Annotated in this window: 12 protein-coding genes; 8 read left to right on the top strand and 4 right to left on the bottom strand. The window is 40.3% G+C overall.

Annotation, left to right across the window (positions count from 1 at the left end):
• Positions 1 to 27 precede the first annotated feature (27 nt).
• Entirely contained in the window at positions 28 to 684 is a 657-nt protein-coding gene (locus tag LAQ65_RS05300; RefSeq protein WP_224115901.1) for a Crp/Fnr family transcriptional regulator, read from the top strand.
• A complete protein-coding gene (locus tag LAQ65_RS05295; protein WP_224115900.1) occupies positions 665 to 1,282 on the top strand; it encodes a Crp/Fnr family transcriptional regulator in 618 nt (205 codons plus the stop codon). Before LAQ65_RS05300 ends, LAQ65_RS05295 begins: the two co-directional genes overlap by 20 nt.
• Here the strand turns inward: LAQ65_RS05295 and LAQ65_RS05290 are convergent.
• Positions 1,279 to 3,162: an Nramp family divalent metal transporter gene (locus LAQ65_RS05290; RefSeq protein WP_224115899.1), complete on the bottom strand. Its 1,884-nt coding sequence runs from the start codon at positions 3,160 to 3,162 to the stop codon at positions 1,279 to 1,281. The two genes, LAQ65_RS05295 and LAQ65_RS05290, sit on opposite strands and share 4 nt — an antisense overlap.
• Positions 3,140 to 3,814, bottom strand: a complete 675-nt coding sequence (locus tag LAQ65_RS05285; protein ID WP_224115898.1) for a metal-dependent transcriptional regulator — start codon at positions 3,812 to 3,814, stop codon at positions 3,140 to 3,142. Before LAQ65_RS05285 ends, LAQ65_RS05290 begins: the two co-directional genes overlap by 23 nt.
• 104 nt (positions 3,815 to 3,918) lie before the next feature.
• Between LAQ65_RS05285 and LAQ65_RS05280 the strand changes: the two genes are divergently transcribed.
• The 4 genes from LAQ65_RS05280 to LAQ65_RS05265 all read left to right on the top strand — a co-directional run bounded on the left by LAQ65_RS05280 (position 3,919) and on the right by LAQ65_RS05265 (position 8,110).
• Positions 3,919 to 4,893 carry a hypothetical protein gene (locus tag LAQ65_RS05280; RefSeq protein ID WP_224115897.1) on the top strand — a complete coding sequence of 325 codons (975 nt, stop codon included), beginning with the start codon at positions 3,919 to 3,921 and terminating at the stop codon, positions 4,891 to 4,893.
• 67 nt (positions 4,894 to 4,960) lie between these two features.
• Positions 4,961 to 6,625, top strand: a complete 1,665-nt coding sequence (gene glgP, locus LAQ65_RS05275) for an alpha-glucan family phosphorylase (RefSeq protein ID WP_224115896.1) — start codon at positions 4,961 to 4,963, stop codon at positions 6,623 to 6,625.
• A 53-nt stretch (positions 6,626 to 6,678) separates the two neighbouring features.
• Positions 6,679 to 7,689 carry a potassium channel family protein gene (locus tag LAQ65_RS05270; protein WP_224115895.1) on the top strand — a complete coding sequence of 337 codons (1,011 nt, stop codon included), beginning with the start codon at positions 6,679 to 6,681 and terminating at the stop codon, positions 7,687 to 7,689.
• A 67-nt stretch (positions 7,690 to 7,756) separates the two neighbouring features.
• Positions 7,757 to 8,110 (top strand): PKD domain-containing protein, encoded by a 354-nt coding sequence (locus LAQ65_RS05265; RefSeq protein WP_224115894.1) that lies wholly within the window; start codon positions 7,757 to 7,759, stop codon positions 8,108 to 8,110.
• A 78-nt stretch (positions 8,111 to 8,188) separates the two neighbouring features.
• Here the strand turns inward: LAQ65_RS05265 and LAQ65_RS05260 are convergent, their stop codons facing one another.
• Positions 8,189 to 8,908: an FKBP-type peptidyl-prolyl cis-trans isomerase gene (locus LAQ65_RS05260; protein ID WP_317196986.1), complete on the bottom strand. Its 720-nt coding sequence runs from the start codon at positions 8,906 to 8,908 to the stop codon at positions 8,189 to 8,191.
• Between the two features lie 175 nt (positions 8,909 to 9,083).
• Here LAQ65_RS05260 and LAQ65_RS05255 point away from each other — a divergent pair, with 175 nt between their 5' ends.
• Together LAQ65_RS05255 and LAQ65_RS05250 are read left to right on the top strand one after the other, a co-directional pair.
• Complete coding sequence (locus tag LAQ65_RS05255; RefSeq protein WP_224115893.1) at positions 9,084 to 9,824, top strand: DUF4197 domain-containing protein; 741 nt, start codon at positions 9,084 to 9,086, stop codon at positions 9,822 to 9,824.
• 60 nt (positions 9,825 to 9,884) lie between these two features.
• Entirely contained in the window at positions 9,885 to 11,117 is a 1,233-nt protein-coding gene (locus tag LAQ65_RS05250) for an MFS transporter (RefSeq protein WP_224115892.1), read from the top strand.
• A 6-nt stretch (positions 11,118 to 11,123) separates the two neighbouring features.
• Here the strand turns inward: LAQ65_RS05250 and LAQ65_RS05245 are convergent, their stop codons facing one another.
• Entirely contained in the window at positions 11,124 to 13,013 is a 1,890-nt protein-coding gene (locus LAQ65_RS05245) for an ABC-F family ATP-binding cassette domain-containing protein (protein ID WP_224115891.1), read from the bottom strand.
• Positions 13,014 to 13,030: the final 17 nt, after the last annotated feature.

Raw genomic sequence — 13,030 nt, 5'->3', positions numbered from 1 at the left:
TAAAAAAACAAATGGTAAAAATGTCAAATGCAAGATTGTCGTAATTTTACTTCAATGTGCCAGATGATGTCGAGTGATGCTTTTTCATATATTTCAAGGTTTGTAACACTCTCTGAAGCAGAAAAAACGCTTTTCGGGAGCCATTTGCAAATCATGACCTGTTTCCCAAAACAGGTGCTTACAAGTGTTGGTGAACTGGAACAGCATGTTTATTTTGTCCAGAAGGGAATAGTTCGGAAATATTTTTGCCGTGATAATTTTGAAGTGACCGTACAACTTGCCCTTGAAGGCGATCTGATTTCTTCAAATGTTTCTTTTTTGTCGGGCGTTTTATCAGATTATGTAATTGAAACTTTAGAGCCAGCCACGCTGGCATTTATTACCAAATCATCGCTCGAAACCCTGTATTCTTATAGCCATAATTTTGAAAAAATGGGCCGCCTGATCCTGCTGGAATGGATGCTGGATAAAGAAAGAAGGGATACATCAAGAATGATTAATACGCCGAAAGAGCGATATCTGGCTTTATTGAAGGAAAAACCGCAACTGTTATCACGGGTACCCCAGAAATACTTGGCATCATTATTAAATATTGAACCAGAAACCTTTAGCCGGTATAAGAAATTATTTGATTTTCATATTGAGCCATTTGAAACCGAAGCTGATGCCTATACAGGCGTTTAAACAATACGAGAAGGCTCTTGATGCCTTATATGCCTATATTCATTCCAATATTGGCATGAGCCGGGAGCGGTTTAATAGTTTATCCGGATTTTTCCTGATCCGCCAGTTTAAGAGAAAGACAATGGTGGTTAAACCAGGAGAAGTTGACGAGTACTTTAATTTTATTGTTCGGGGCGTTGTTCGTAAATATATCTTTTCAGGAAAAAAGGAAGTGACCCTACAATTGTCTACCGAAGGCCATTTTATACACGCTGAATCATCTTTTTTTACTAAGGCACCAGCAGATTGTTTTATTGAACCGATTGAACCAACTGTTTTTTTTTCAATTCATTATGATGACCTGGAAAGGTTGTATACTGAAATACCCGAACTGAATAAGCTGGCAAGGCTAATGATAGGAGAGATGTATGTAAAAAAGGAAATGCGTGATCTGTCCTTCCTGCGGCTTAGTGCCAAAGAAAGGTTTTTACAATATGTAACACGCCACCCTGAAATGCTACAGAGGGTTTCCCAGAAATACCTTGCCTCTTATCTTCATATCAAGCCGGAAACATTCAGCAGGTTAAAGCATCTGCTGCAGCAAAAAAAGGGAAATTAAACATTTACAACAAGCACGGGTATACGCAATTCGTGCCTAACTTTATTAATGGTGTCTCCGTAAAGGATATCTTCCATGCCACGGTGGCCATGGGCACCCATTACCAGTAATTGTGCTTTTTCTTCCTGGGTTATTCTTACGATTTCAGACTTCCTTTGCTGGTGCCCCAATCTCGCAACTGCAGCATAGCCTTTTGCTTTAAGTTGCTGTACATATTGGTCAAGTTGCCGTGTATCCTGTTGTGTTTCCATGTCTTCGCTATCATTACCATAAAATTTTGCCGTTACACTTTCAATAACATGGATTAGGATAAGTGTTGCACCAGGTTTGGTTTGTGACATGGCATGTGCTATTAATGTACTGTCATGCTGGCTGAATTCCAGGGCAATTGCAACTCGTTTGTAATCTGGCAGGTTTTTAATTTCCAGGGATCTGAGGTCTTCGTGGATGGCCAATGGGACAGCCTTTCTTTTTTTGCTGATCCAGGGATAAAGAATTACGGTTACCAATAGTGCGACCAGTAGAAGCAAACCTGCAATAATCAAGGCATCCATCCAGATAGATTTACTGTTACTGATATATGTATAAGCTTCATTGATTACCATCCGAAGATTCAAATAGACCAATATGGTTGCTACCAGCCATGCCATTATTTTTGTAACTGTACCTATTTTGAAATTGCCCATTTTTTCTTTGTCACTAACAAAATGAATGAGCGGAATTATTGCAAATCCCAGTTGAAGGCTCAGGATTACCTGGCTTAGTACCAGCAGGCTATCTATTTCATCATCCCCAAAATAATAGATCACCAGTAATGCAGGTAATATGGCAATTAAACGGGTCAATAGCCTGCGCAGCCATGGATTGATACGCAACCTTAGATAGCCTTCCATTACTATTTGACCGGCAAGTGTGCCGGTAATGGTAGAACTTTGCCCGGCGGCAATCAGGGCTATAGCGAAAAGGGCAGGGGCCAGTTTGCTTCCCAGCAGGTTATGCAATAATTGATGTGCTTCCTCTATATGAGCAACCTGGGTTTGTCCGGCTTTGTGAAAAGCTGTTGCAGCAAGTATCAGGATCGCCGCATTTACGAAGAAAGCCAGGTTCAGTGCAATCGCACTGTCTATCATATTCATCCGGATCGCCTTGCGTTTACCTGAATCATTGTTGTGAATTTTGCGGGTTTGTACCAGGGCAGAATGCAGGTACAGGTTATGTGGCATCACTGTTGCACCAATAATACCAATAGCAATATATAAGGCAGTATTATTGGGAATACCCGGAATTAATCCCCTTGCAACCTCCGGCAAATGGGGCTTTACCATAATAATTTCAATTAAAAAAGAGAACCCAATGATGGTAATCAGTCCAATAATGAACAATTCCATCTTTCTCATCCCTAATTTTTGAAGCCATAATAGTAGGAAAGTATCTAATACAGTAATACATACCCCTCCCAGGATTGGAAGACCGGTAAGCAGGTGGATGCCAATTGCCATTCCCAGTACTTCAGCCAGGTCGCAGGCTGCTATTGCAATTTCAGCAAGTATATAGAGCAGGAAATTAATAGTGCGGGGGTAGGTTTCCCGGTTAGCCTGGGCAAGGTCGCGACCGCGTACAATTCCCAGCCGGGCTGATAATCCCTGCAGCAGAATTGCCATAAGGTTGCTCATAAGCAGCACCCACAGTAATGAATAGCCAAATTGACTACCACCCTGCAGGTCAGTTGCCCAGTTTCCTGGATCCATATAACCAACACTCACCAGGTATGCTGGTCCAAAGAATGAAAGCACTTTCTTCCAGAAGCCTTTCTGTTGGGTCGTGTCTATTGATCCGTGAACTTCGCTTAGCGAAACATCACGGTTTGCCTGTTGCATCATATGATACGTATAAATTCGCAGCCAACTGTTCACTGATTGTTATAAAAGGTTGTCCGGTAATGCTGATTTCAAGGGAATGGTCAAATTCAAAGCGCCTGATAATGGATAATTTTGTTCCAATGCCGATTTTATTGTGCCGCAATAGTTCCAGCATACTTGTCGATTGATTGCTTACGCTTACAATTTTAGCCGGAATATTATGCGGTAATTCCAGTAAGGATGTTTGCTCAATCAATGGCATTCTTCCCTGACCATCAGGAATCGGGTCACCATGAGGGTCGGTTTTTGGCAAACCAAGGAATATATCGAGCCTTTCTATCAGTTTTTTACTGCTTATATGCTCAAGTTCTTCCGCTATTTCATGTACTTCTTCCCAGCCAAATCCCAGTTTTTCGACCAGGAAATATTCCCAAAGCCTGTGTTTTCTTATAATTTGAAGGGCAAGCTTCTTTCCTTCTGCTGACAATTTTACCCCTTTATAAGGCTGGTATTGCAACAATTTCTGTGTTTTTAATTTTTTAAGCATATCAGTAACCGATGCCGGTTTGGTCGATAATGCCCTGGCCAGTCCATTTGTACTAACCACATTTTCTTCCTGTTGCAAGTGGAAAATGGCCTTAATATAATTTTCCTTGCTGCTTGAATATTTCAATTGAACTAAATATTTATTTAGACAAATCTAAAAAAAATAAACAAATCAAAAAAGGCAAGAAAATGTAAAAGGGTTATTTTAGCGAATCACGGAAAAGAATTGCTATGAGAATAAACCGCTGTATTTCGGTTTTTTTATATTTGATATTACTGGTTGCCTGTAAAGAAAAGAAAAAGCAGTTGTCTGATTCCGAGCCTGTAGTATTTGCTGATTTTATTGATTTTTTCCCAGTTATTAAATTGCCTTTTGAATTTTCTGATACCAGCCTCCTGACAAAAACTCCTGATTCTCGCCGGATTGGCAATAAAATTTTTAATCAGTTCGTTCCTGATAGTGTAGCACAATTTCTTTTTGGAAAAGGATCCAAACCACAGTTTTTCCCAATCGGAAAAATTGAGGTAAAAGATGGTGAAACTTATGTGTTCGTGAAAGCAGTTCAGGCAGCGAAGCAGGCAGCTGTAATTGCAGTATTTGAAAAGGAGAAATTTGTAACTGCCATGCCTGCGGTTGTCATTAACGGTATTCCCAAATCCAATGACCGCTCTTTGGTAAATATGGACAGCCGATATACAATAACAACTTTGAGGCAGAAAACAGCAGCGGATGGGCAGGTGGTATATAATAAAAAGGTTTATGTATATAATAATGCGGGTGTATTTACAATGATACTGACAGAATCAAATGACCGTAATAATGCTGAAGCCAGGATAATTAATCCAATTGATACCCTTGCCACCATGCATAAGCTGACAGGCGATTACATGCAGGATAGGAAGAATATTGTGAGTTTCAGGGATGGAAGAAAAGCTGGATTTCTGTTATTTTTTATTCATTTTGAAAAAGATGGTGGGGCATGTAAAGGTGAATTGAAGGGTGATGCAAAGATTACTTCGCCCAATTCTGCCCGCTATACGGAAAGTACTGGTACCTGTTCCATTGATTTTAGCTTTTCGGGCAATACTGTAACTATGAAAGAAATAGAGGGATGCGGCTCCTACCGGGACATTAAATGTTTTTTTGAAGGTAATTATACACGCAAGAAAAAGGCATTACAGAAAAACCCGAAGAAAAAGAAGTAAGTAATGGATTTCAAATAATCTTATATATTGCGTACCCGATACACGATAGAATTAGAAAAAGACAATTATGAGTTTTAGAAATTATAAAGTACCATACCAGAGCGAGGATCATTATAACAAAAAAGTGGCCTATTTCTCCATGGAGTTCGCCATTCATCAACCCTTAAAAATATATAGTGGCGGGTTAGGATTTCTTTCGGGTTCGCATTTGAGGAGTGCCTATGAATTAAGGCAAAACCTGGTTGGAATTGGTATTTTATGGAAATATGGATATTATGACCAGGCCCGCAACCAGGACCAGACCCTGCAGGTTACCTGGATGGAAAAACAATATAGTTTTTTGGAAGATACCGGCATTAAATTTCAGATTGATATTCATGATCATCCAGTTTGGGTTAAAGTGTATTATTTAAATCCTGAAACCTTTAAATCTGCACCGCTGTTTTTACTAAGTACAGATCTTCCGGAGAATGATTATGTATCTCAAACCATAACCCATCGGTTATATGATGCGAATGTGGCTACTAAAGTTGCGCAATTCATTCTTCTGGGTGTTGGTGGGGCTAAACTAATGGATGAACTTAACTTTAATCCTGAGGTGTATCATTTAAATGAAGCACATGGTATCAGTGCGGGATTTTACCTTTATCGCAAGTATAACAATAACCTGGAAGAAGTTAAGAAAAGACTGGTATTTACAACGCATACACCAGAAGAAGCAGGGAATGAAAAACATGATATTTATTTATGTCTGAAGATGAGTTATTTCTGTGGCCTTAATTTAGATGAAGTGAGGGAATTGACAGGAATACAGGACGACCAGTTTAACCATTCCCTTGTTGCGCTCCGTTTTGCGAGGATTGCCAATGGAGTTTCTCAACTCCACGGTCATGTTTCCCGGGCTTTATGGGAAAAATATAGTGGCATTTGCCCGATTCTTTCTATAACAAATGCACAAAACTGGCGCTATTGGGCAGACAAGCAATTGTACCGTTCAATGGAAGAAGGTAATGACCATGTTTTTGATGACCGCAAACAATACCTGAAAAGCAGGGCTTTTGAAATTGTTGCAGACCAAACCGGAAAGGTGTATGATCCTAATGTGTTTACTATTGTTTGGGCACGTCGTTTTGCTGGTTATAAGCGGGCTGAAATGATTACCCGCAATATCGCAAGGTTTACAGCATTATTGGAAAGTAAAAAATACCCTGTACAGATTATCTGGGCGGGGAAGCCATACCCTATGGACTATCCTGCAATCAACGAATTCAACAATCTTGTTCACCTGAGCAAGAATTACAAGAATATGGCTGTTTTGGTTGGCTATGAATTAGGTCTTTCTAAGCGCCTGAAACAAGCCGCAGATTTATGGCTGAATAACCCCAGGGTACCCAGGGAAGCATCAGGGACTAGCGGTATGACTGCAGCTATGAATGGAGCCGTTAATTTTAGTACAGATGATGGATGGATACCGGAATTCGTTAATCATGGAAACAATGGTTTCGTAATTCCCAAAGCCGATTATGCGAATATGAATACCCAGGAGCAGGATGAATACGACCTTGAAATGATGTATAAAATCCTGGAAGAACAGGTATTGCCTCTGTATTATAGTAATCGCGATACCTGGCGCCAGGTTGTTAAAAATGGTATGCGGGATGTCCGTTATCAATTCGAAAGTAACCGGATGGCCCATGAGTATTATGATCTTCTTTACAATGCACCGTATTAAAGTCAACTTTCAGTAATTACTGCGGTATGTTAAATTTATAGAAAACAGGACCATTGCAAACCAGACTCCAGGACTTACTTCTGCCTTTGTTGTTATTATTGTCAGTAGGTGCTATTGGTGTAATAGGATATATGGTAGTTGAGGATTTCCGCTTCCTGGACGCCCTATACATGGCGGTTATCACAATTACGACTGCTGGTTTTACTGAAGTGAAGCCCTTGTCTGACAATGGAAAGTTATTTACAATTTTCTTATTGATCCTGAGTTATATAGCTCTTGCATGGGCTATAACAAGGATCATTCAATATATTATCAATGGAGAGGTCAATAAATACTTCAAAAACCGGAAAATTATGGGGAGTATTGATAAACTGAAGAATCATGTGATAATATGTGGATTTGGCCGTAATGGGCAACAAGTGGCCCAAACGCTTAGTTACCATAATAAATCCTTTGTTGTTATTGAAAAAAATGAGGAATTATTGCAGAAAAGTTCACTTGAATTCCCCAATCTGATATACCTGGTAGGTGACGCTACCGATGATGATCTTTTGCGGAAAGCTGGTATTGAAAGGGCACATTCCCTAATTTGCAGCCTACCTGCCGATTCAGACAATGTATTTATTGTTTTATCAGCCCGGTCATTAAATTCTGATATCAGGATAATCAGCAGGGCCTCTGCAAGCTCCGCTACGCCAAAACTTAAAAAAGCGGGTGCCGACCACGTAATTATGCCCGATAAAATCGGTGGTACACATATGGCTACCCTGGTCTCCAAACCCGACGTAATTGAGTTTATTGACTACCTGAGTGGTGAGGAAGGGGAGTCGATTCATATGGAATCTATTGATTATCAGCAGATTCCAATGGAAATAAGAGATGGCAGCCTAAGTGAAATCATGTCCTGGAAAAAGACCGGTGTTAATTGCATTGGTATCAAAAACAGCGATGGAAAATTTATCATTAATCCACCAGACTACACCAAACTTAAGGAGGGAATGAAAATATTTTTACTTGGCACCAGGCGACAGATCCAGGAAATGAAAGGAAATTTTGATAAATAATTATGCCTTTCTGGCATAATAATAGCGAATGGACCTGCGTTATTATTTATCATTAAAAATCCCCTCTATGAAAGCGATTATTATAATTCTTTCGTTGACTTCTTCTTTTTCTTTTCACCAAAACGACCCGGTGAAAGTTGTGAAAAATATACCTCCCCAGGCTAATGCTGGCAATGACCTGACTGTTTCTTCTAAAGAAATTGTTCAGTTGGATGGAACTTCCTCCCGTGAACAGGATGGCATCATTTCCAGGTATCAATGGAGCCAGGTAGCCGGCACGCCTGTTACAATTGTAAATCCAAATGCGGCTATCACTGCATTACAGGGTTATGCTAAAGGAGATTATACATTCCGCTTAACGGTAACAGACGATAGAGGAGCAGTAAGCTCAGATGAAGTTAAAATGGCTATTAAAGACTAACCTGGTTGATCGTACTTAATTAAGAAGGTTAGGCATAAGTATTTGTCATCATAAATACTTATACCTAACCACTTTTTATTATTTCACTATTTCAATCAGTTCAACGTCAAAGATCAATGTTGAACCCGGTGCTATTTTAGCACCTGCCTGGCTATCTCCATAAGCAAGGTCAGCCGGGATAAACAATTTCCATTTACTTCCTACAGGCATAAGTTGAAGAGCTTCAACCCAACCCTTTATTACACCATTTACGGGAAAGTCAATCGGCGTGCCCCGATCTACCGAACTATCGAATACAGTACCATCAATTAGCGTACCATGGTAATGGCACTTAACTTTGTCTGTAAGTACTGGTTTGGGCCCGGTTCCTTCCTGTACTATCAGGTATTGTAACCCGCTGGGTAATGTTACTACGCCCGGTTTTGATTTATTTGCTGCCAGGAATTCTTCCCCAGCTTTTCTTGCTACAGCAGATTTTTCTTTTTTCAGTTGTTGCAGGTAATTTGAAATGCTCATGTTACATTGTTCTTCAGTGAGTAATGTTTTTTGTCCGGCCATGGCATCATTCAATGCCCTGGAAACCATTGTGGTATTGACCTTTTGAATTCCCTGTTCTTTATAAAAGGAAGCAAGGCTTATACCTATAGCATAGCTAACAGAATCAATACTGTTTTTCAAAACAGGTGCAGGAGCCTGTCCCGATTTCTTGGCTACAGGTTTTGTTCCCGGTTTTGTTGCCTGGGAATTGCCCACAATTGCAGCCAGTAAAATCGCGGATGTAAAAAGGGTTTTTCGCATGAATTTATTTTGAAGGCCCGAAATTAGGATAATCTGCTTGATTAAATCTTGTCGAATTGGGCTGATCAATATATGAAAACGGTTAATTATTGTAGAAAAGGTGTTAAATATCCCATTGGTAATATTTGTATACCATTAAAATGACAATCTTCGTTATAATAAAAATAAAATCCCTATGCGAAAACTCTATATGACTGCGACCGTCTTGTTTCTATTTTCGGCTGCTTTTTCACAAAGTTCAGAAAGCAGTACCGGTTCATTGCTTAAAAAAGCCAATGGTTTATTTGGGAAAACCGGTTCTGGTTCAAATTCCCTTAGCAGTGATGATATTGTAGCCGGATTAAAGGAAGCATTAGTGGTAGGCGCCAAAAACAGCACGGGAAAATTATCAGCAGCAGATGGTTTTTTCAAAGATGCTGCTGTTAAAGTACTGATGCCCGAAGAAGCCAGGAAAGTTGAGCAGAAATTGCGCCAGCTAGGAATGGGTAAATTGGTGGATGATGCTATTTTGAGCATGAACAGAGCCGCAGAGGATGCATCGAAATCAGCTACTCCCATTTTTATTAATGCTGTGAAAAAAATGACTGTACAGGATGGATTAAGTATACTTCAGGGTGCAGATACAGCAGCAACAGGATATTTGCGCAAATCCACATCACCAGAACTTATGGCAGCATTTCATCCTGTTATAGATTCCTCTCTGCAAAAAACAGGGGCTACAAAATATTGGAAAGATGTTTTTGATACCTACAACCGCTTTTCAATAAAACCTGTTAATCCTGATCTTTCGGCATATGTTGCCGACAAAGCAATGAATGGAATTTTCTATTATGTTGCCGAGGAGGAGAAAAAAATTCGCACCAATCCTGCTGCCCGGGTTTCAGACATCTTGCAAAAAGTGTTTGGCAAAAGGTAAATAATTAATTTCCTTAATTGTCTCATTAACATGATGGTGCAAAATACCTTTGTGCCATTCATGTTAACCAAAACAATTTCCCTTTACCGCATAGCCTATGCTGGATTGTCCAGGGATACCTGGATATTGTCGTTGATAATGCTGATCAACAGAAGCGGAACCATGGTCGTTCCTTTCCTTACCCTGTATCTGACCAGCAAGGGAATGGGGTATTCTATTGGCCAGGCCGGATTTGTCTTTGGTTGCTTTGGTGCAGGGGCATTTAGCGGCGCTTATTTTGGTGGCAGGCTGACTGATAAAATTGGTTTTTTTGCTGTACAAATGATGACATTAATTGGCGGAGCGATTTTATTTATTGTACTCAGCCAGATGAAGAGCCTTTACCTGATTTGTATTTTTACTTTCCTGCTCAGTTTTGTCAATGAGGCTTTTCGGCCTGCAAATTCAACTGCTGTCGCTTATTACAGTTCGGCAGAAAACCGCACAAGGTCATACTCACTTAATCGGCTTGCAGTAAACCTGGGCTGGGCATTTGGAAGTGCATTGGGGGGAATTATTGCCCGCTTTAGTTATGAATGGTTGTTTTGGATTGATGGATTCACGAACCTTAATGCTGCAGTACTGATGTGGCGCCTTTTAAGGCAAGCAGGTTTTCAGCACCAAAAATTAAAAAACAGTACCCGGAACATTGCAGATTCAGACTTACAACCACACCTGGAATCGGCTTATAAAGACCGGCAGTACCTTATTTTTATTGGGCTTGTTACTTTATTTGGAGCCTGCTTTTTTCAATTGTTTTCTAACGTTTCAGTATATTTTCGGCAGGAGTTGGATTTTTCGGAACCATTTATTGGTTTGTTGATGGCTACAAATGGGCTTTTGATTGTGGTAGTAGAAATGGTCATTATTCATCAATTAGAAGGAAGAAAAAACCAGATAACCTATATAGCCATTGGTGTTGGCCTTGTTGCTATCTTTTATTTGCTACTGGGTACCGGCCCAATCAGACATGTCCCGGCCTTACTGCTGATTGCACTGATTACTATCGGTGAAATTTTATCGATGCCTTTTATGAATAGTTATTGGATAGGTCGCAGTAAGACATACAATCGCGGACAATACGCCGCTTTATATACTATGGCTTGGTCTGCTGCGCAAACCATGGGACCCATGTTGTCAGCGCAATTGGCCGAACATGCCGGATTCCGCCTTACCTGGGTTGTAATTGGATGTATCGCTCTTTTTGTAGCCTTTATCTTTTGGCAATTAAGGACAAGGCTTCGTGAAACATAATGATACTTAACCGGCCATCTCACTTAACTCAAGCCAACGCATTTCCTTTTCTTCCAGTTCCTGTGACACCTGGCCAATCCGCGCTGCAATATTTTGCAAGGTTTCATACTCTAGCTGCCCATTGGCCAACTGTTCACTTAACGAAGATTTTTCCTGCTCAAGTTTAGCAATCGTTTCTTCCAATAATTCAAATTCCCTTTTTTCCTTAAAGGAAAATTTCTTTTTTGGAGTGTTATCTATTGCAGATAATGGGGCATTGACAGGAGCACTAACTGTGGCTGGTTTTATTTCCTGGATGAATTCCTGTTCCTTTAGCCATATCCTGTATAAACTATAATTACCCGGGAAATCTCTGATAAAACCATCGCCTTCAAAAACAAATAAGTGGTCTACAAGTCGATCCATAAAATACCGGTCGTGTGACACAATCAGCAGGCAACCCTGGTATTCCGAAAGAAAATTTTCAAGGACTGATAAAGTTGGCAAATCAAGGTCATTGGTAGGTTCATCCAGGATCAGGAAATTGGGATTACGGAATAACATGGTTAATAATAAAAGCCTTTTCTTTTCACCTCCGCTTAGCTTGCTTATATAGCTGTATTGCTGATCCGGATTGAATAAGAACAGTTGCAGAAACTGAGCGGCACTTAAACTGCCTCCACCTGCAAGCGGAAAACTTTCTGCAAAGCTTTTCACATATTCTATTACCCGCATGTCTTCTTTCCATTGCAAACCCTGCTGCGAATAGTATCCAAAAACTATTGTTTCACCTATATTTACTTTTCCGCTATCCGGTTCCTCAAGTCCCTGTATAATGTTCAGGAAGGTAGATTTACCAACCCCGTTTTTCCCGACAATTCCAATTCGTTCACCTTTTTTAAAAGTGTAATCAAATCCTTTTAAAATATTTTTTCCATCATATTGCTTATAAATCTTTTTCAGCTCAATAACTTTTCCTCCGAGCCTGTTCATTTTCATTTGCAATTGCAGTTGCTGTTCTTCCAGTCGCTGCTTTGCCTTGGCTTCTACCTCGTAGAAATTATCCTGCCTGCTTTTTGATTTTGTGGTTCTTGCCTTTGGCTGTTTCCTCATCCATTCAAGTTCCTTCCTATACAGGTTCCTGGCTTTATCCACCGTTGAAGCCTGCTGTTCAGCACGCGCAGCTTTTCTTTCCATGAACAATTCATAATTTCCTTTACATACGAAGATGTCATTCCCGTCAAGCTCCCATATTTCTTCGCAAACAGCATCCAGGAAATAGCGGTCGTGGGTAACCAATAAAAGCGTCACTTTTTCCTGGTTCAGGTAATGTTCCAGCCATTCTACGGTTTCTACATCCAGGTGGTTGGTAGGCTCATCCATAATCAGCAGGGTGTGCTTGTGTTCAAAACCAATATCAATTAGTGTACGCGCAAGGGCAACCCTTTTTCTTTGTCCGCCTGATAATGTTCCGAGCAATTGATTCAGGTGATGGATATTCAGTTTTCCCAAGATCTGTTTTACCTTAACTTCAAAATCCCAGCCACCAGTTTCGTCCATTCGGGAAATGGCTTCCGACATCGCTTCGCCGTCTTCTGCATCGCTGGCAGCTTCAAATGCTTTTATGGCATTCAGGGTGGGATGGTCGTGGTGGAAAATGTTGTTTAATACCGACCATTCATCCACAAATTCAGGCTCCTGGTCAAAAAGTGCTACGGTAACATCTTTGTTGATCCATACTTTACCCCGGTCGGGCACTTCCTTACCGGAAAGGATTTTTAATAGTGTAGATTTACCCGATCCATTCCTTGCGACGAGGGCAATTTTATCACCTTCTTCAATATGAAATGAAATATTTTCAAACAATGGTTTGATACCATAACTCTTGGCCAATCCTTCAACAGAGACGTAATGCATGCTGCAAAGATAAGTCG

This window comes from Flavihumibacter profundi (assembly GCF_020076305.1).
Lineage (GTDB): Bacteria > Bacteroidota > Bacteroidia > Chitinophagales > Chitinophagaceae > Flavihumibacter > Flavihumibacter profundi.
Note: the sequence above shows the minus strand (reverse complement) of the source record. Positions and strands in the feature narration are given on the sequence as shown.

Coding starts and splice junctions, on each gene's coding strand:
- LAQ65_RS05265 (WP_224115894.1), top strand. CDS start 7,757: ATGAAAGCGATTATTATAATTCTTTCGTTGACTTCTTCTTTTTCTTTT.
- glgP (WP_224115896.1), top strand. CDS start 4,961: ATGAGTTTTAGAAATTATAAAGTACCATACCAGAGCGAGGATCATTAT.
- LAQ65_RS05245 (WP_224115891.1), bottom strand. CDS start 13,013: ATGCATTACGTCTCTGTTGAAGGATTGGCCAAGAGTTATGGTATCAAA.
- LAQ65_RS05300 (WP_224115901.1), top strand. CDS start 28: ATGCAAGATTGTCGTAATTTTACTTCAATGTGCCAGATGATGTCGAGT.
- LAQ65_RS05295 (WP_224115900.1), top strand. CDS start 665: ATGCCTATACAGGCGTTTAAACAATACGAGAAGGCTCTTGATGCCTTA.
- LAQ65_RS05250 (WP_224115892.1), top strand. CDS start 9,885: ATGTTAACCAAAACAATTTCCCTTTACCGCATAGCCTATGCTGGATTG.
- LAQ65_RS05290 (WP_224115899.1), bottom strand. CDS start 3,162: ATGATGCAACAGGCAAACCGTGATGTTTCGCTAAGCGAAGTTCACGGA.
- LAQ65_RS05255 (WP_224115893.1), top strand. CDS start 9,084: ATGCGAAAACTCTATATGACTGCGACCGTCTTGTTTCTATTTTCGGCT.
- LAQ65_RS05260 (WP_317196986.1), bottom strand. CDS start 8,908: ATGCGAAAAACCCTTTTTACATCCGCGATTTTACTGGCTGCAATTGTG.
- LAQ65_RS05280 (WP_224115897.1), top strand. CDS start 3,919: ATGAGAATAAACCGCTGTATTTCGGTTTTTTTATATTTGATATTACTG.